This is a genomic window from Roseateles sp. GW821-FHT09G09, assembly GCF_059415965.1.
On sequence record NZ_JBWKOG010000009.1, the window covers coordinates 106,308 to 122,784 of the forward strand.

General features: G+C 70.3%; 14 protein-coding genes. 10 read left to right on the top strand and 4 right to left on the bottom strand.

Annotated features, from left to right (window positions below; translation table 11 throughout):
* Positions 1-108 precede the first annotated feature (108 nt).
* Positions 109-1,242 (bottom strand): FAD-dependent oxidoreductase, encoded by a 1,134-nt coding sequence (locus tag AC07O8_RS22865; RefSeq protein WP_495050232.1) that lies wholly within the window; start codon positions 1,240-1,242, stop codon positions 109-111.
* Positions 1,243-1,350: 108 nt separating this feature from the next.
* Here AC07O8_RS22865 and AC07O8_RS22870 point away from each other — a divergent pair, with 108 nt between their 5' ends.
* The 8 genes from AC07O8_RS22870 to AC07O8_RS22905 all read left to right on the top strand — a co-directional run bounded on the left by AC07O8_RS22870 (position 1,351) and on the right by AC07O8_RS22905 (position 10,188).
* Positions 1,351-2,082 carry a TetR/AcrR family transcriptional regulator gene (locus tag AC07O8_RS22870; RefSeq protein ID WP_495050233.1) on the top strand — a complete coding sequence of 244 codons (732 nt, stop codon included), beginning with the start codon at positions 1,351-1,353 and terminating at the stop codon, positions 2,080-2,082.
* 276 nt (positions 2,083-2,358) lie between these two features.
* The gene (locus AC07O8_RS22875; RefSeq protein ID WP_495050234.1) at positions 2,359-3,900 is read left to right on the top strand and encodes a DUF4331 domain-containing protein; all 1,542 of its coding nucleotides are present in this window, start codon (positions 2,359-2,361) and stop codon (positions 3,898-3,900) included.
* 14 nt (positions 3,901-3,914) lie between these two features.
* Complete coding sequence (locus AC07O8_RS22880) at positions 3,915-4,286, top strand: hypothetical protein (protein WP_495050235.1); 372 nt, start codon at positions 3,915-3,917, stop codon at positions 4,284-4,286.
* Entirely contained in the window at positions 4,283-5,458 is a 1,176-nt protein-coding gene (locus tag AC07O8_RS22885; protein WP_495050236.1) for a hypothetical protein, read from the top strand. Before AC07O8_RS22880 ends, AC07O8_RS22885 begins: the two co-directional genes overlap by 4 nt.
* 11 nt (positions 5,459-5,469) lie before the next feature.
* Positions 5,470-6,678, top strand: a complete 1,209-nt coding sequence (locus tag AC07O8_RS22890) for a HupE/UreJ family protein (RefSeq protein WP_495050237.1) — start codon at positions 5,470-5,472, stop codon at positions 6,676-6,678.
* A complete protein-coding gene (locus tag AC07O8_RS22895) occupies positions 6,675-8,738 on the top strand; it encodes a TonB-dependent receptor (RefSeq protein ID WP_495050238.1) in 2,064 nt (687 codons plus the stop codon). The genes AC07O8_RS22890 and AC07O8_RS22895 overlap by 4 nt, the downstream gene beginning before the upstream one ends.
* Before the next feature lie 65 nt (positions 8,739-8,803).
* On the top strand, positions 8,804-9,490 hold the full coding sequence (locus AC07O8_RS22900) for a sigma-70 family RNA polymerase sigma factor (RefSeq protein WP_495050239.1): 687 nt from the start codon (positions 8,804-8,806) through the stop codon (positions 9,488-9,490).
* Complete coding sequence (locus AC07O8_RS22905; protein ID WP_495050240.1) at positions 9,490-10,188, top strand: anti-sigma factor; 699 nt, start codon at positions 9,490-9,492, stop codon at positions 10,186-10,188. The genes AC07O8_RS22900 and AC07O8_RS22905 overlap by 1 nt, the downstream gene beginning before the upstream one ends.
* A gap of 9 nt (positions 10,189-10,197) precedes the next feature.
* Here the strand turns inward: AC07O8_RS22905 and AC07O8_RS22910 are convergent, their stop codons facing one another.
* Positions 10,198-12,414: a TonB-dependent siderophore receptor gene (locus AC07O8_RS22910; protein WP_495050241.1), complete on the bottom strand. Its 2,217-nt coding sequence runs from the start codon at positions 12,412-12,414 to the stop codon at positions 10,198-10,200.
* Positions 12,415-12,640: 226 nt separating this feature from the next.
* On the opposite strand from AC07O8_RS22910, the gene AC07O8_RS22915 reads away from it, so the two are divergent.
* On the top strand, positions 12,641-13,120 hold the full coding sequence (locus tag AC07O8_RS22915; protein ID WP_495050242.1) for a VOC family protein: 480 nt from the start codon (positions 12,641-12,643) through the stop codon (positions 13,118-13,120).
* A gap of 117 nt (positions 13,121-13,237) precedes the next feature.
* Complete coding sequence (locus AC07O8_RS22920) at positions 13,238-14,020, top strand: SIR2 family NAD-dependent protein deacylase (RefSeq protein ID WP_495050243.1); 783 nt, start codon at positions 13,238-13,240, stop codon at positions 14,018-14,020.
* Positions 14,021-14,099: 79 nt separating this feature from the next.
* On the opposite strand, the gene AC07O8_RS22925 is transcribed toward AC07O8_RS22920, so the two are convergent.
* Positions 14,100-14,906, bottom strand: coding sequence for a response regulator (locus tag AC07O8_RS22925; RefSeq protein ID WP_495050244.1), 807 nt, complete (start codon positions 14,904-14,906; stop codon positions 14,100-14,102).
* Positions 14,899-16,290 (bottom strand): ATP-binding protein, encoded by a 1,392-nt coding sequence (locus AC07O8_RS22930; RefSeq protein WP_495050245.1) that lies wholly within the window; start codon positions 16,288-16,290, stop codon positions 14,899-14,901. Before AC07O8_RS22930 ends, AC07O8_RS22925 begins: the two co-directional genes overlap by 8 nt.
* Positions 16,291-16,477: the final 187 nt, after the last annotated feature.

Genomic DNA, 16,477 nt, shown 5'->3' on the forward strand with positions numbered 1-16,477 from the left:
GTGAAAACCCGCCGGGTTATGGCCGCGAAGGTCGGACGCGGTGAGGCGCGACGCGCAAACTGATTCCGACATGCGAACTTAGTTGCTCCCCCTTACCAATGCCGGCGACTAGGCGGCGCCCTGTGCCTGGTTGAGGAATCGCACCAAGCTGTGCGGCGCCTCTTCGCCGAGGCACGCGTCGAGCACCTCGGCGGATCCCGTCGCCGCCTCGGCGCTGCGAGGGAATAGCTTCGCCTCATACACCGACAGCGCCGCTTCCAGATCGTCCGGATGCGCCGCGATGGCTTCGCCGAGCTCGGCGCCATCGACCATCGCGAGGTTCGCGCCATCGCCTGCCGGGGCCATCAAGTGTGCCGCGTCGCCGACCAGCGTCAAGCCGGGAACGCGTGTCCATCGGGTATCCGGAGGCAACGCGTGGATGGGCCGCAGCACCGGATCCGTCTCGCCGTTGGTGATCAGCGCGGTGAGCGCCGGTGCCCAGCCTTCGAATTCCGAAGCCACGAGACGCAGCGCGGCCGCAGGCTCTGCGGCTTCGATCTCCGACACCCACGCCATCGGCTTGCGCAGCGCGACGTAGGTGTGCAGCACGCCGTCCGGCTCGCGATGCGCAAAGATGCCTTGGCCCGGCGCCATCGCGAAGAACGCGCCGCCGCCGACAGCCTCGGCGCTCGCGGGATGGCGGACGTCGGCATCGGACAAATAGGTCTCGATGAAGGTTGTGCCGACGTACTCGGGTTTCGCCTGCGAGAGCAGCGGGCGGACTTTCGACCAGGCGCCATCGGCGCCGACGAGCAGATCGGTCGTCGCCGTCGAGCCATCGGTGAAGGTCAGCGTGTGCTGCCCGTTGCCGAGCGCGGCGACCGACGCGAGCTTGCGGCCCCATTGCACCGTCCCTTCGGGCAGCGCCTCCAACAGCAGCCGACGGAGTTCGCCGCGTCGCACCTCGGGGCGGCCGCCGGTGCCGTCGTCGGTTTGATCGAGCAGCACCGCGCCGGTCTTATCCAACACGCGCGAGGCCTGGCCGCCGGGATGGATGAGGCGGACAAATTCGTCGTGCAGCCGCGCGGCCTTCAACGCGACCTGGCCGCTGTCGTCGTGGATGTCGAGCATGCCGCCCTGCGTGCGCGCGGTGGACGAAGCCTCCGCCTCGTAGACGGTCGAGGCGATGCCGTGGACGTGGAGGACCCGGGCGAGCATCAGCCCGCCGAGGCCGGCGCCGACGATCGCGATCGTGCGTGTCATGGTGAATCCTTCTGAGGGTGGCATCGCCCGGACGGGAAGACCAGGTCGGTGTATGGAATGACGTTCCATGATGATGGATCGGAGTTCCAGTTGTGTCAAGATCAGGGCATGGTCAAGAAGACACGTTCGCCTCAACGGCGGGAGGATTCACTCTCGCGGGATCGCATCGTCGAAGCCTCGATCGAGCTGCTCGACAGCGCCGGGGAGGGCGGTCTGACTTTCCGCGCGCTGTCGGAACGGCTCGCCACGGGGCCCGGCGCGATCTACTGGCACGTCGCCAACAAGGGCGATCTGCTCGTCGCCGCGTGCGACGCGGTGATCGCGATCGTGATGGCAGAGGTGACGGCCGCGCAGGAGGACGCGCGTGCCGGCACGCAAGCCGACGCGCAGTCGCCGCAGGACACGATCCGTGCGCTCGCGCTCGGCATGTTCGACGCGATGGACGAGCATCCCTGGATCGGTTCGGCGCTGTTCCAGTCGGCCGGCGCGTTGCCGACGGTGCGCCTGTTCGAATGCATCGGGCAGCAGGTGAGGGCACTCGGCGCGCCGGCGGCGGGCGAGTGGTCCGCGACATCGGCGCTGTTGCACTACATCCTCGGCGTCGGCGGACAGAACGCGGCGAACCGGCTCTCCGCGCAGACGCGCGAGCTCGACCGGGAGGACTTCCTCGGCGAGGTGGCCGAGGCATGGACGGCGCTCGACGAGCGCAACTACCCGTTCACGCGATCGGTCGCGGACCAACTCCAGGGTCACGACGACCGCGGCGATTTCCTCGCGGGGATCGATCTGATCCTCGGCGGGATCAAGGCGGCAGCGGGAACGAAAGCGCGCAAGCGCTAGCGACGGGCGCACCTGCGCCGGCTCACGCGCCGCGCGTACGCATCGCCGCGAGATTCGGATTCATCGCATTCCCGTCCCGCCTGTCCCCTCCAACGCTGACGTGTCCGCGGGCACACAGGGCGCCCCCTTGCCCTTGCCGTTCCAGCGGTGGACCTCCAACCCGCGACACGGACCGACTCCGCGCATCCACGGCGCCATCGGCTGCGTAAAGGGACTCGGGCGGCACCTCCGCGCCCGCCTCCACCACATCGTTCCCTCCACAACGAGGAGCACTCCATGACCCCTATCCCGTTCGCCCCCTCGGCGACGACCCTGCGCGCCGGCCTGTTCGCCGCGAGCGCGCTCTGCGCGGGCCTGGCCTTCGCGTCCAGCCATCGCGAGGCGCCCTTCATCACCACCGTCCCCAAGGCGGATGCGACCGACTTCTACATGTTCATGAGCTACGAGTCCGGCCGCGCCGACTACGTGACGCTCATCGCCAACTACGTGCCGCTGCAGGACCCCTTCGCGGGCCCCAACTACTACGCGATGGATCCGAACGCGCTCTACGAGATCCACGTCGACAACAACGGCGACGCCAAGGAAGACATCACCTTCCAGTTCCGCTTCAAGAACACGCTCAAGGCCACCACGCTGGCCATCGGCGACAAGAACGTCGCCATCCCGCTGGTCCAGTCCGGCACCGTCTCCGACATGAAGGCCGCCGCGCTCAACGTCAACGAGAGCTATACCGTCGACATCGTGCGCGGCGACCGCCGCTCCGGCACGCGGACCCCGATCGCCAACGCGTCCGGCGGCGCGACCACCTTCGACAAGCCCGTGGACAACATCGGCAAGAAGACGATCGCCGATTACACGGCCTACGCGGCCAAGCACATCTACCCGGTCACGATTCCCGGCTGCAACCAGCCGGGCAAGGTCTTCGTCGGCCAGCGCAAGGATCCGTTCGCGGTCAACCTCGGCACCATCTTCGACCTGGTGAACGCGCCCGTCGGGCTGATCACCGACCCGGCCCAGATCAACGCCGCGCCCAACACGCTCGACGGCAAGAACGTCACCACGCTCGCGCTCGAGGTGCACAAGAGCTGCCTGGTCTCCGGTACCGAGCCGGTGATCGGCGGCTGGACCTCCGCCAGCATGCGCCAGGCCCGCATCCTCGATCCCGCGCCCAAGGCCGGCCACCAGACCGCCGACAAGGCCGGCGGCGCCTGGGTCCAGGTCTCGCGCCTGGGCATGCCGCTGGTCAACGAGGTCGTCATCGGCCTGCCCGACAAGGACCGCTTCAACGCGTCCAAGCCCAAGGACGACGCGCAGTTCGCCACCTACGTGACCAACCCGACCTTGCCGGCGCTGCTCGCCACGGTGCTCAACCTGCCGGGCTCCGCGCCGACCAACCTGCCGCGCAACGACCTGGTCACCACCTTCCTCACCGGCATCAAGGGCGTGAACCAGCCGGCCAATCCGGTCGCGTCGGAAGAGCTGCGCCTGAACACGTCCATCGCGGCCGTGCCTTTCGCGCAGCAGAACCGACTGGGCATCGTCGGCAACATCCTGGCCAAGGGCAACGACAACGCCGGTTATCCCAACGGCCGCCGCCCGAAGGACGACATCGTCGACATCTCGCTGGTGGCGGTGATGGGCGGCCTGTGCATGGCCAACGGCGACACCGACGCGCTGGGCTTCGGTGCGGCCTGCAAGCCGTCCGCGGTGCCGCTGGGCGCCACGGCCTTCAAGCTGCATGACGCCGTCGACCAGGCCGTCGTGCCGCTGCTGCCCGGCTTCCCCTACCTGTACACGCCCATGGGCGGTACGCAATGAACGAGGAGCCCATCATGAGTGAATCCTCTTCGAGGGCCTCCGCGCCTGTCCACGCATCGACCGGCGCATCGACCGGCGTCAGTGCCGATCGCGGCGCCCGGTCCCGCGCGCTGCGCGTCGGCCGTCCGGCGCTCGCGCTGACCACGGTCGCCGCCGCCATGATGGTCGCCGGCTGCTTCGGGGGCGGCGGCGACGACGGTGGCGGCGGTCCCGGCGACGTGACGCCGGCGTCGGTGCCGGACAGCGCGCTCGGGTCGTCCACGGCCTACACGCAGTTCACGCTGACGACCTCGCAGTCGAGCAGCGAGACCGCGGAGCCGCTGACGGCCGACAACGTGACGACGCCGCCCGCCAGCGAGACCGACGAACCGGCGCCCGTCACTTGAAGGCCGCGCGAGCCCTCGCGCTCGCGTGCCTCGCCCTCGCCGCCGCCGTCGCGTCGGCGGAACCCTTCACGCCTCGTCAGGACGACGAGGTCGTGGAGCGGTTGCCACTGCGCGCCGGCTCGGCGGGCGAGCGTGCGCGTCAGCGCGCCGAGCAGCGCGTGCTGGCGCAGCAGCCGCGCGATCTCGGACTGGCGCTGCACGCCGCGCGCGAGGCCGTCGAACGCAGCCGGCGCTACGGCGATCCGCGCGACCTCGGCACTGCCCAGGCGTGGCTGCAACCGTGGTGGAACGACCCCGCCGCGCCGCCTGCCGCACGCCTGCTGAAGGCGACGGTGCTGCAGGCGCGGCACGACTTCGACCTGGCGCTGGAGGAACTCGACCGGCTGCTGCGCGAGCGCGGATTGCCGTCCGCCGTGCAGGCACAGGCGGAACTCACGCGTGCCGGCATCCTGCAGGTGCGTGGACGGTGGGATGAGGCCCGAGCCGGATGCCAGCGTCTGGCGGGGCCGCCGCTGTCGCTGCCGCACGGGCACGCGTGCCTGGCGGAGCTCGACAGCCTTCAAGGAAAGGACGCCGCCGCGACGGAGCGCCTGGCGGCGCTCGACCGCGCATCGGGTGCGCCGCATGCGTGGATCGCGCTGCTGCGCGCCGAGCTCGCCGAGCGCCAGGGACTCAAGACGGCGGGAACGCTCTATGCGCAAGCGCTCCAGTTGGACGACGACCTCTACGCCCGCGCGGCATATGCCGACTGGCTGCTCGATGCCGGCCGTCCGAAGGACGCGGCCGCCATCGTGCGTGCTGGTCAGCCTGAGGGCTTGGACCAGATTCCCGACGCGCTGCTGCTGCGCCTGGCCATCGCCTGGAAGCGATCAGGTGACGCCGGTGCCGGACGCGCAGCGACGGAGATGCAGCAGCGCTTCGATGCCGCCGCGCTGCGGGGCGATTCCAGCCACGCGCGGGAGCGCGCCCGCTTCGCACTGGACGTGCGGGGCGACACGGCGCTGGCCTTGAAGGAAGCCGCCGTGAACTGGTCGCAGCAGCGCGAGCCGGCCGATGCGGTGCTGCTCATGCGGGCCGCGCGCGCCGCGAAGCAGCCCGACGCGGCCGAGCCCGTCCGACGCTTTGTCCGAGAGCAATCGATGCAGGACCAGCGTCTGAAGGAGCTCGGATGAACGAGGCGTCGATGAGCAAGTCCCAGCGCAAGGGCAGTCGCTGGACGACGTCGATCCGGTGGTGGATCGCCGCGATCCTGGTGCTCGCCGGCGTCCTTGCTTCGTCGATCGCCGAGGCCCACAAGGCCAGCGACGCCTACCTGCAGCTGCGAACGGACGGCATTGCCGCGACGCTGCGCATCGACATCGCCCTGCGCGACCTGGACCGCGATCTGGTCCTCGACGCCGACGACGACGGACTGCTGCGCTGGGGCGAGGTGCGATCGCGCGCGGCGGACATCGAGTCGCTCGCCGACCGCGGCGTGCGGATGGAGATCCGCGACGCGCAAGGCGGTGCCTGCCGACCCGGCGCCTATGCGCCGTTGCAGCTGGAGCAGCACAGCGACGGCCGGTATGCGGTGCTCGTGCGGACGTGGACCTGCACCCAGGCGCCGGCAAGTGGCGCGCTGTCGTATGGCCTGTTCGCGACGACCGATCCGACGCATCGCGGCGTGCTGGTCTGGCGGCAGGGCGGCGCGGCGAAGACCGCCGTCGTCGCGCCGGGAACGGCGGGCATGACCGTGGCACTGGGATCGGAAACGGGATCCGCGCCTGCCCGGACGCACAGCCTGGCCGGCATCTTCCGCGACGGCGTGCATCACATCTGGATCGGCATCGACCACGTGCTGTTTCTCGTTGTCCTGCTGCTGCCGGCGGTGCTGCGCCGCGAGGCCGGACAGTGGCGGTCCGCCGAGGCGTGGCGCCCGGCGCTGTGGAGCGTGTTCGGCGTCGTCACGGCCTTCACCGTGGCGCATTCGATCACCCTGGCGCTGGCGGTCTTCGACCTCGTCAACCCGCCGTCCCGCTGGGTCGAAAGCCTGATCGCGCTGAGCGTGCTGCTCGCCGCGCTGAACAACCTGCGGCCGGTGCTGGTCGAGACGCGCTGGCGGCTGACCTTCCTCTTCGGACTGGTGCACGGCTTCGGTTTCGCGAGCGCGCTGAAGGACCTCGGCCTCGCGCGGTCCGAACTGGCGGCGCCGCTGGTGCTGTTCAACCTCGGCGTGGAAGCGGGGCAGCTGGCGATCGTGGCCGTGCTGGTGCCGATCGCTTGGGCGTTGCGGCGCTGGCGCGGTTATCCGCGATGGGTGCTGGGCGCGGGATCCGCGATCGTCGCGGTGATCGCGATCGTCTGGCTGGTCGAACGGCTCTTCGATGTGCAGATCCTGGGAGTCGGGGCATGAAGGCCAATCGTGTGATGAGCGGCGTGGCGATGGCAGCCATGGCAATGACGTCGACGGCTCAGACCCTCGCGCTGGAGCGGGTCGAGGTCGAAGGCCGCCACTACGACAACGGCATCGGCAGCAGCGATGCGGCGTCGCAGGGCACGATCCGGGCGGGGCTCCTCAAGAGCCGTCCCGTGCTTCGCCCCGGCGAGGTGCTGGAGTTCGTGCCCGGCCTGATCGTCACGCAGCACAGCGGCGACGGCAAGGCGAACCAGTACTTCCTGCGCGGCTTCAACCTCGACCACGGCACCGACTTCGCCACCACCGTGATGGGCCTGCCGGTCAACATGCCCAGCCACGCGCACGGGCAGGGCTACGCCGATCTCAACTTCCTCATCCCGGAACTGGTCGATCGCATCGACTACCGCAAGGGACCGTACTTCGCCCGCAACGGCGACTTCGCCGCGGCGGGCTCGGCGGACATCGACTACCTGCGTGAGCTCGGCGCCCCCTTCGTCAGCCTGACGCTGGGCGAGGGGCGCTACCGGCGCGCGCTGGCGGCCGGGTCCACGCGCGTCGCGGAGGGCGTGCAACTGCTGGGCGCCGTGGAGGCGATGGGCAACGACGGCCCATGGCGGTTGCCGGAAGACCTGAACCGCCGCAACCTCGTGCTGAGCCTGTCGGGCGCCTCCGGCACCGATCGCTGGCGCGTCGGCCTGATGGACTATCGCGCCGACTGGACGTCGACCGACCAGGTGCCGCAGCGTCTCATCGATGCCGGCAGCTTCAACGGCCGGCCGTTCGGGCGCTTCGATGCCATCGACCCGAGCGACGGCGGCAGCACGCGCCGCAGCAGCCTCTCCGGCGAATGGTCCCGCGACGACGGCGATCGCAGCACCCGCGTGGCCGCGTACGCGATGGCGTACCGGCTCTCGCTCTACTCGAACTTCACCTACGCGATGGAACGCCCCGACACCGGCGACCAGTTCGCGCAGAAGGACGACCGCAAGGTCTACGGCTTCAGCGCGAGCCACGCGGTGGAGACGACGCTGGCCGGGCTGCCGGCCCGCGGCGAGGTCGGCGTGCAACTGCGCCAAGACCGCGCGCGGGTGGGGCTCTTCGACACCCAGGCGCGCGCGACGATAGGCACCACGCGCGACGACCGCGTGCGGGAAACGCTCGCGAGCGTCTACGGCGACCTCGGCGTGGCGCTCACGCCCTGGGCGCGCACCGTCGTCGGCGTGCGCGCGGACCAGGCGCGGTTCCGCGTCGACAGCCTCAGCGATGCGACGAACTCGGGCTCCGCACGGCAGACCCTGGCGTCGCCGAAGTTCTCGCTGATCCTGGGACCCTGGTCGCGCACCGAGTTCTTCCTCAACGCCGGCCGCGGTTTCCACAGCAACGACGCGCGCGGCGTCACGGCGCGCGTCGATCCGCGCACCGGCGATCCGGTGGACCCGGTGCCGGGGCTGGTGAAGGCGAAGGGCTACGAGCTGGGCGTGCGCAGCGAGATCGTGCCGGGCCTGCAGAGCTCGCTGGCGCTGTGGAAGCTGGACTTCGATTCCGAGCTGGTCTACGTCGGCGACGCCGGCGCCACCGAGGCCAACCGGCCGAGCCGGCGGCACGGCGTCGAATGGAACAACCGCTACGTGCCGGTGCCGTGGCTGCTGATCGACGCCGACCTGGCGTGGACGCGGGCGCGCTTCTCCGATGCCGATCCCGCCGGCGCGCGAATCCCGAATGCGGTGGACAAGGTGGCCTCGTTCGGCGTGACGGTGCGCGAGCTGGGACCCTGGTCCGCCAGCCTGCAATGGCGCTACCTCGGCAGCGCCCCGCTGATCGAGGACGACAGCGTGCGGTCCCGCTCCTCGCTGACGACCAACCTGCGCGTGAGCCGCCGCCTCGGCGCGAAGACGGAGCTGACGCTGGATGTCTTCAACCTGATGGATCGCCGGGTCAACGACATCGAGTACTTCTACGAGTCCCGGCTGCCCGGCGAGGCGGTCGCGGTGGCCGACCGCCACGTGCATCCCGCCGAGCCGCGCACGCTGCGCGTGACCTGGCGCCGCAGCTTCTGATGCCGTGCCAACCACGCCTGATCTTTTTCTTGATCCAGATTCGCGTGGCGTGCGTAGAAGGGCCCATGACGACCCCTTCCGACGATTCCGGTCCCGATCCGCGGGCCCAGGCGACGCCATCGGCCCAGTCCGAGCGCGATGAGCGGCTCGCGGCGCTGATGGCGCGCGTGGTGTCGTCCGACCGCGGCGCGTTCGACGAGCTCTACCGGGCCACCAGCGCGACGCTGTTCGGCATGGTGCTGCGGATCAATCGCGACCGCGGGCATGCGGAGGAGGTCCTGCAGGAGATCTACATCACCGTCTGGCGGCAGGCGCCGAGCTTCGATGCGGCGCATGGCAAGGTGCTGACCTGGCTCACCACGATCGCGCGGCACCGGGCGATCGACAGCCTGCGGCGCCGGGCCGCGCAACCGGCGACCATCAGCCGTTTCGGCGGGATCGACGGAGGCACCGATGGCGGCGAGGGCGACCTGCTCGACCACCTGCCCAGCGAGCTGCCGAGCCCGCTGGACCTGCTGGACGACGCGAACCGCGCCCACGCGCTGGAGCGCTGCATGTCGCAGCTCAGCGGCGAGCAGCGCAGCAGCCTGGCGCTGACCTACTACCAGGGCTTGTCGCATTCCGAGGTGGCCGAGCACCTGAGCCAGCCGCTGGGCACGGTGAAGAGCTGGGTGCGGCGCGGCTTGCTGAGCTTGCGCGGCTGCCTGGACCGGGCGACCGGGCGGCTGGGCGCGATGGGCAGGGTGCTCTGATGGACTACGCACATCCCGAACGCGCGGAGCGGCTGGCCGCGGACTATGCGGTGGGCACACTCCGCGGCGGCGCGCGCCGTCGCTTCGAGCGCCTGCTGCCGGCACATCCCGCGCTCGCCGCGGCGACGGCGGCCTGGTCGGCGCGCCTGCAGCTGCTGGCGGGGCAGGTGGCGCCGGTCGAGCCGCCGCCGCACGTGTGGACGGCGATCCAGACCCGCCTCTTCGGCGCTGCGGACGCCGAGGCGCGCTCGATCGCGCCGGGGCGTCCGGGACCGCTGCGTTTCTGGCGTGGCCTCAGCGCGGTTGCCCTTGCGGCTTCGGTCGTGCTGGCGGTGATGGTCGCCCGGCCCGTGCCCGAAGCGGCGCCCGTCGTGGTGGTGCTGCGCAGCACGCCGGAGGGCGTCGAGCTCGTCAAGACCGGCTTCGTCGCCAGCGTGTCCGCCGACGGACGCGCACTGGTGCTGAAGCCCCTGGCGCCGGTGGTCATCGACGCAGCCCACGCGCTGGAGCTCTGGGCCGTGCCGAAGGCGGGCGCGCCGCGCTCGCTGGGCCTGATCGCGTCCGGCGATGTCTCGACCACGGTGACGCGCGCCAACCTGCTCGACGACACCCAGGCCTTCGCGGTCAGCCTGGAGCCGAGCGGCGGCTCGCGCACCGGCAAGCCGACGGGGCCGATCGTGTCGGCGGGCGGGATCTGAGCGTCCGGCTCAGTACGCCACCCGCAGCGACACCGAGTAGTTCGCCGGCGCGCCGTAGTAGGTGTTGTCGAACTGGTCGAGGACGAAGTACTTGCGGTCCAGCAGGTTCTCGCCGTTGACCTGGACGGACACCTTGGGCGAGACCTGGTACCGCGCCATCAGCGACAGGTTGGTGACGCTGCCTTGACGCAGCGTCGTCCCGCCGCCGGGCGAGCCGACCGCGGTCGAGCTCGCCGACTGCCAGTTCACGCCGCCGCCCAGCGTCAGGCCGGACACCCATCGGTAGGCCTCCCAGGTCGCGAACAGGCGCACCTGCGTGTTGGGGATGAAGGTGCGGATGGTCTGCCCGTCGGCGTCCTTCGTCAGATGGCGCGTCCAACCCAGCGAGGCCTGCACGCCGTCGGTCAGGCGGCCGGCCACCTCGACCTCGAAGCCGCGCGTGCGCGTGCCGTCGACGCCCTGCGTCACCGACGACCCGTCGGGCAGCAGCAGCGGCTCGCCGGTCTCCGGATCGAACACCGGCGCGGCGATGTTGTTCTGCTTCGTCTTGAAGAAGGTCAGCGCGGTGTTCAGGCGCTTGTTGAAATGCTCGCCCTTGATGCCGACCTCCATCGAGGTGCCGTCGATCGGATCGAGGTAATGGCCGTTGATGTCGCGGCTGTTCTGCGGCTTGAAGATGCCGGTATAGCTGGTGAAGACCGAGTAGTCGGGCAGCACGTCCCACACCAGCCCCGCATACGGGATCGCCTTCGCGTAGTCGTAGCGCGAATCCTCCGGCGAGTCGTAGACGTAGAAGGAGTCGATCTTCCAGCGCCCGTAGCGCGAGCCGCCGATCAGCTTCAGCGAGTCAGTCAGCGACAGCCGCGCCGCCGCGTAGACGGCGTCCTGGTTGATCTTGATGTGCGCGGCCGTCGTGGGCTCGCCCCAGACGGGTTCGGGGTAGCTGCCGTTCCATTGGAAGAAGTTGCCGACGGGCGCGAGCTCGCCGTCGGGCGACTGCTCGGTGCCGACGTTCTTCATGCGCGAGCCGTTGTAGCCGACGACCAGCTCGTGCCGGCGTCCCATCAGCTCGAAGGGGCCGGCGGCGTGCAGGTCGAGCGAGGTCTCGGTGATCCTGCTCTTGCTGCCGTAGGCCGAGGGCTCCAGGCCTTCGCCGGTGACCGGGTCGGGGAAGCCGAAGACGTAGAAGAGCTTGGCGTCTTCCTTGTAGGTGCGCCGGCTCAGCGTCGAGCGCAGCGCCCAGCCGTTGTCGAACTTGTGCTGCAGCTCGCCGAAGACGGTCTGCGTGCTGCGGTCCCAGTAGGACCAGTCCGGCGCGGTGGTCACCGACCTCGACCAGTTCGCGGGCGTTCCGTCGCCCAGGAACAGCGGGAACGAGCCCCAGGTGACGCCGCGCGGCTTGTTCTGCTGGTAGTCGAAGCCCAGCGATACGCGCGTGGCCGGGGTCAGGTCCGCGTCGACGATGCCGTAGAGGATGTTGCGGCGCTTGTGATAGATCGACTGGTAGGACTCAGTGTCCTCGACCACGGCCACGCCGCGTGCGCGGATGCGGCCGTCGGCGCTCAGTGGCACGGTCGCGTCGAGTTCGGCGCGGCGGTTGCGCCACGAGCCCAGCGACAGGTCCAGCGACGCGGTTGCCGTGCGGCTGTCCGCGTGCTTGCGCACCAAGTTGATCGACGCTGCGGGATTGCCGGCGCCGGTCATCAGCCCGGTGGCGCCTCGCACGACCTCGATGCGGTCGTAGAGCGCGGTGTCCAGCGTCTCGTCGATGGAGCCGGTATTGAAGTTGCTCGTCGCCGGCACGCCGTCGTACATCAGCGTGTCGATGAGGAAGCCGCGCGCGTAGAACAGCACGCGCTCGGAGTCGTAGGCGTTCGAGTAGACGCCGGGAGTGATGTCCAGCACCTGGCGCAGGGAAGTCAGGTTCTGGTCGTCCAGCCGCTGGCGGGTGATCACCGTCAGCGACTGCGGCGTCTCGCGCGGCGTCAGCGTGAGCTTGGTCGCCGACGCCGTCTCGGCGGTCGTGTAGCCCGCGCCGCGCTGGCCGCTGACGGTCACGGGGGCGATGACGACGGGCTTGTCGGCGGAGATGGGTGGGTCGTCCTGGGTGGCTGCCGACGAGGCCGACGAGGCCGACGAGGCAGGCGCGGTTTGTGCCGCGACCGTGGCGGCGAGCAGCGATGCCGCGGCGGCGGCGGCGGTCCGGGAAGCGAGGCGATGTCTCATGGCGAGGGCACGCGTCCGGAACGGTTGCCGGACGGTGTTCGGAAAGTGCGAAGTTGTTGATAGTAATTCGCAAATGAGAAGTTATCTCATTGACGGCGTACGGGCGACGTGTCGAGGTGTTGTTGCGCTGTTGTCGCGCTGATGTCGCGCTGATGTGCGGGACTGTCGAAATCGCCCGTGGCCGCTCGTCGTGTCTACGATGACCCCCCAACCCCAAGGAGACCCCATGCAAGCGAAGAACACGATCTGCGTCTGGTACGACAAGGACGCCGAGGAGGCCGCGCGCTTCTACGAAAAGACCTTCCCGGACAGCCAGGTGGGCCGCATCGCGCGGGCGCCGGGCGACTATCCCTCGGGCGTGGAGGGCGACGTGCTGGTTGTCGAATTCACGGTGATGGGCATTCCCTGCATCGGCCTCAACGGTGGCCCGGCCATGAAGCACAGCGAGGCGTTCTCGTTCCAGGTCGCGACGGACGACCAGGCCGAGACGGACCGCCTCTGGAACGCGATCGTCGGCAACGGCGGTCAGGAGAGCGCTTGCGGCTGGTGCAAGGACAAGTGGGGCATCTCGTGGCAGATCACGCCGCGCGTGCTGTCCGAGGCGCTGAACAATACGGACCGTTCAGCGGCCAAGCGTGCCTTCAGCGCGATGATGGAGATGCGCAAGATCGACGTCGCGAAGATCGAGGGGGCGTTGAAGGGCTGACGGGCTGCTGGCTGCTGCCTCCTGGCTCCTGGGTCCTGGCTGCCGGGCCGAGGAGGCCGCCGTCCTCGGGCCGTTTCGCGCGGAAAGCACGCCGTGCAAATGGACTGACTTCCGAAAATGAATGGCAAGAACGAATGGGCTGACCTGCCCGCAACATTGAGTCAACTGCTGAATCGCCGCTTCGAGCACATCGTCGTGTTCAGCGGCGCCGGCATGTCGGCCGACAGCGGCATCCCCACCTTCCGTTCAGGCAGCAACGGGCTGTGGGGGGAGTTCGATCCGCAGCAGCTGGCAACACCCGACGCCTGGCAACGCGACAAGGAGACCGTGTGGGGCTGGTACGAATGGCGCCGCGGCCAGGTGATGGCCGCAACGCCCAATCCTGGCCATGTCGCGGTGGCGCGCCTGCAGCGCGAATTCGGCGCGCAGGTGGTGACGCAGAACGTCGACAACCTGCACGAGCGAGCGGGCGTTGAAGGCGCGTTGCATTTGCATGGCAGCCTCTTCGCCGCCCGGTGCGACCGGTGCGGCGCGCGCGCGAGCTTGAAGGACCCGCCGCCGAAGGCACAGCGACGGCTGGCGCCGCCGACCTGCGCGGCGTGCGGTCACGGATCGATCCGGCCAGGCGTCGTGTGGTTCGGTGAGCAACTCGACGACGAGGTCGTGAACGCGGCGGCGCAGCGCATCGCCGACTGCGACCTGCTGCTGATCGTCGGCACGTCCGGCGTCGTTCAGCCGGCCGCGGGCATGGTGCGGTTGGCGCCGAAGGACGCGGTGATCGTCGAGATCAATCCGCAGCCGGGGGAAGTGGCCGCGAAGCTCAGCCACCGGTGGCAGACGACCGCGGCGGCCGGGCTGCCGGCTGTCGCCGCACGCTTGTCGGCGGCCGCCTCCGTCTGACCGGTGGACTGCCCAGGGCGCTGGCCCTCACCCCCGCCCTCTCCCGCAAGCGGGAGAGGGAGTCATACGGCAAGACCTGTCACCGCTCGAAGCGGTAGCCCACGCCGTAGATCGACCGGATCCGGTCGGTGCCGGCGCCCGCGCGCTCCAGCTTGCGCCGCAGGTTCTTGATGTGGCTGTCGACGGCGCGCTCGGTGACCTCGCGGCCGTCGACGTGCAGCAGGTCCAGCAGCTGCGTGCGCGCGTACACGCGCCCCGGCTGGGCCGCCAGGATGTGGAGCAGGCGGAACTCGATCGGCGTCAGGTCCAGCGGCTCGCCGCGCCAGCTGGCGGTCCAGCCGGCCTCGTCGATGAGCAGCGCCTCGCTGCCGGCCGCGAAGGCGGCCACGGCGGCGGCCGTCGCCATCTCGTGCGCGCGACCGCGGCGCAGCGCCGCCTTCACCCGCGCCATCACCTCGCGCGGGCTGAACGGGTTCTTCGCGATGTAGTCGTCCGCCCCGGTCTCCAGGCCGGCGAGCCGGTCCGACTCGTCCGCCCGCGCCGTCAGCATCAGGATCGGCACGCTGCTCATCCCGCGCAGCGTGCGGCACAACGTCAGCCCGTCGATGCCCGGCAGCATCAGGTCGAGCAGGATCAGGTCGTGCCGCCGCGCCGTCCACGCCGGGATCACCTCGCGGCCGTCGGCCACGCACTCGGCCTCGTGCCCGGCCGCGCGCAGGTAGTCCGCCAGCAGCGCCGCGAGCTTGGGTTCGTCCTCGACCACCAGCACCCGCGACGGGCCCGGCTCCATCGGCATCGGCGCCAGGCCCGATCCGGATCCCGATCCCGATCCGGAGCTCGACCCAGAACTCGATCCGGTCCCCGATTCGACAGCGTTCTCAGCCATGGACCGGCAGCTCCACGCGCATCCACAGGCCGCCCAGCGGCGAGGGGCGCGCCTCGATGCGGCCCTCGTGCGCCTCCGCGATGCGCTGGCAGATCGACAGCCCCAGCCCCGATCCGCCGCCGCGCCGGCTGCGCGAGGCGTCGACGCGGAAGAAGCGCTCGAACAGGCGCGGCAGGTGCTCCGGCCCGACGCCGGGCGAGGTGTCCTGCACGTCGATCACCGCGTGTTCGCCGCTGCGCCGCGCGCTGATGCTCAGCGCGCCGCCCGCGTCGGTGTAGCGGCAGCTGTTCTCGACGAGGTTGCCCAGCAGCTGCCGCAGGCGGCGCTCGTCGCCGAAGACGCGCAGCGGTTGCTCCGGCAGGTCCAGCTGCAGCTTCAGCCCGCTGCCGTGCAACCGCTCGCCGAAGGCGCCGGCCGTCACGTCGATCAGCTCGCGCAGGTCGACCTCCGACTTGCGGTAGGCGAGGGCGCCGACGTCCGCCATCGAGAGTTCATGAAGATCGTCGACCAGCTTGTGCAGGATCGCGACCTCGCCCTGCAGCGAGCGCAGCGCCTGCGCGTCGAGCTTGCGCACGCCGTCCTCCAGGGCCTCCAGCTCGCCGTGCAGCACGCCCAGCGGCGTGCGCAGCTCGTGCGAGACGTCGGCGAGGAACTCGCGCCGCATCGCCTCGTTGCGCTGCAGGGTCAGCGCGAGCTGATTGAAGTCGCGGCCCAGGCCGGCGATGTCGTCGTTGCGGCGCGTCTCGGGCACGCGGACCTCGAAGTCGCCCGCCGCCAGCCGGTGCGTGGCGACGGCGACGCGCCGCACGGGGCTCAGCAGCCGGCGCGAGATCCAGTACGCGACCGCGCCGGCGAGCAGCACCGCCGCGCCGCCGACCACCCACGCCGAGCGCAGCTGCGCGTCGTAGAAATGCTTTTCGGCGCCCGGGCTCACCGATTCGATCGGGGTCAGCGTCAGCCAGCCCACGGTCAGGCCGTCGACGATGATGGGCCGCTCCACGGTCGGCTCCACCGGGCCGGCGTAGCCGGCGACGCGTTCGCGGTTCTCGTCGAAGAGCGTGAAGCGCCGCGTCGCGCCCGTCAGCTCGGCGGGCCCATGCTTGACCGCCGGCATCTCCGCCTCCGGCACCAGCGGGCGCAGCAGGCGGCCCCAGAGCTCCGGTTTCTCGCGCAGGAAATCCCAGCTCTTCCCGTGCTCGCGGTAGCCGGCGGTGACGCTGGTGCGGGCCAGTTCGAGCCGGTTCACGCCCTGCTCGTTGAGGTAGCCGATGAAGTCCCGGTTCAGGTTGATGTGCGAGAACACGCCCATCGCCAGCGCCACCGCCATGGCGGTGCTGAAGACGGCGGCGAAGAGCCGGGCGGTGAGGGTGAACGAGAGCTTCATCCGGAAGAGGGGCGAGAACGCGGCACGGACCGCGGAACGAGCGGCGCCAATCGCGTTGGCGCGGGAGGGGTCGACACGGGTGGCAGTGTGCCGAAAGTGATGGGACCACCGTCGACGGACGGGATGATGAGGGCGTCGGCGTGCGACGGGCAAGCCATCCGGGCGGAGGCCGCGCGCCTGACGCGAT